The 2170-nt window shown below is 73.9% G+C and carries 1 protein-coding gene; it reads left to right on the top strand.

Annotated elements, in window-relative coordinates; genetic code table 11:
• Positions 1-2134, top strand: a 2134-nt coding sequence (locus ACWGIU_RS36335; protein ID WP_453712345.1) for an alpha-N-acetylglucosaminidase, incomplete at its 5' end; no start/stop codon positions are given.
• Positions 2135-2170 lie beyond the last annotated feature (36 nt).

The following is a 2170-nucleotide window of genomic DNA, read 5'->3' as shown; positions in this document are numbered from 1 at the left end:
CGTCCGGAGTCCGGGCCGCGCCCGTACCTTCGACGTCACGCCCGCGCGGGCCGCCCTGCAACGGCTCCTTCCGTGCCACTGGGGGCAGTTCACCCTGGTGGCCGACACGACCGCCGGCGCCGACACCTTCACCGTGTCCGGCACCGCCGGCGCGATCACCGTGCGCGGCAGCACCGGAGCCACCCTGCTCACCGGGGTCGGCTGGTACCTCCAGCACGTCGCCGGGGTCGACATCGGCTGGCCCGGCGACAGCATCGGCATGCTGCCCGGCCGGCTCCCGGCGGTCCCCGCGCCGGTCACGCGCGGCGCGCAGGTGCCCCACCGGTACGCGCTGAACGACACCGACGACGGGTACTCCGGCCCGTACCGCTCGTTCGAGGAGCACCAGCAGCAGATCGACCTGATGGCCCTGCACGGCATCAACGAGGTGTTCGTGCAGGTCGGCGCCGAGTACCCGTACCACCGGGCGCTCCAGGGGTTCGGCTACTCCGCCGAGGAGCTGCGGCAGTGGATCCCCGGCCCCGGCCACCAGAGCTGGTGGCTGCTGCAGAACCTGAGCGGATTCGGGGGCCCGGTCTCCGAGCGCCTGATGCGCGAGCGTGCCGAGCTGGGCGGGCGGATCGCCGAACAGCTCCGCGGGCTCGGCATGACCCCGGTGCTGCCGGGCTACTTCGGCACGGTGCCGCCCGGTTTCGCCGCGCGCAACCCGGGTGCGGCCACGGTGGCGCAGGGCGACTGGGCGGGCTTCGACCGTCCGGACTGGCTGGACCCCGCCTCGCCCGTGTTCGGGAGGCTGGCCGCCGCATACTACGCGGAGCAGCGCGAGGTGTTCGGGGACAGCACGATGTACCGGATGAGCCCGCTGCACGAGGGCGGCCGGACCGGCTCCGTCGACGTGGGCGCCGCGACGCGCGCCATCCAGGGCGCCCTGCACGCCGCCCACCCGGGGGCGCTGTGGGCGGTGCTGGGCTGGCAGGACGACCCCACCGCCGAGCTGCTGGCCGGGGTGGACACCTCGAAGCTGCTGATCCTGGACGGCCTCTCCGACCGGTACAACCGGCTGGACCGGGAGGCCCGTTGGGGCGGAACTCCGTACGCGATGGGCACCATCTACAATTTCGGCGGGCACACCACGGTCGGCGCGAACAGCTCCGTGTGGATCGAACGGTTCGGGCCCTGGCGGGACAAGGCCAACAGTGCGCTCGCCGGGATCGCCTACCTGCCGGAGGCCACCGGGACCAACCCGGCCGCCTTCGACCTCTTCACCGATCTGGCCTGGGAGCGCGGGCCGATCGACCAGCGCGCGTGGTTCGCCGCTTTCGCGGCCCGCCGCTACGGCCGCCCCGACACCGAGGCGGCCGCCGCCTGGGAGGAGCTCCGCAAGGGGCCGTACAGCACCTCCTCGGGTCTGTGGTCGGAGTCGCAGGACAGCCTGTTCACGGCCCGGCCGAGCCTGACCGCGGCGGGGGCGGCCTACTGGAGCCCCAAGTCCATGCGCTACCCGGCCGGTTCGGTGCGCAAGGCCCTGGACCACCTGCTGAAGGTGGATCCGGCGCTGCGCGGCTCCAGCGCCTACCGGTTCGACCTGGTGGACACCGCCCGGCAGGCCCTCGCCAACCACTCGCGGGTGCTGCTGCCGAAGATCAAGGCGGCCTACGAGGCCAAGGACCTGACCCGCTTCCGCGCCCTGACGGCCGAATGGCAGGAAGGGATGCGGATGCTGGACGCGGTCACCGGCGCCGACCCGGCCTTCCTCCTCGGCAGCCGGCTCTCCGGGGCCCGTTCCTGGGGCGCGGACCGGGCCGAGCAGGACCGGTACGAGTACGACACCCGCTCGCTGCTGAGCGTGTGGGGGCGCCGCGGCACCAGCGAGGGCGGTTTCCTGCACGACTACGCGAACCGCGAATGGAGCGGCCTGATCTCGGAACTGTACGCACCCCGGTGGGCGCACTACTTCGCGTCGCTCGACGAGGCGCTGGTGAGGAAGGCCGTACCGCGGGATGTCGACTGGCACGCCTTCGAGGCGGAGTGGGCCGGGCGCACGACCCGGCACCCGGACCGCCCGAACGGTGACCCGTACCGGCTGGCCGCACAGATCGCCGCGGCCCTGCCCACGGCCGCCGCCACCCGCTGACGCGCCCCACGGGCCGGCCCGGCGTCCGGGCCGGCC

It is taken from the genome of Streptomyces sp. NPDC054840, from assembly GCF_053611065.1.
Note: the sequence above shows the minus strand (reverse complement) of the source record. Positions and strands in the feature narration are given on the sequence as shown.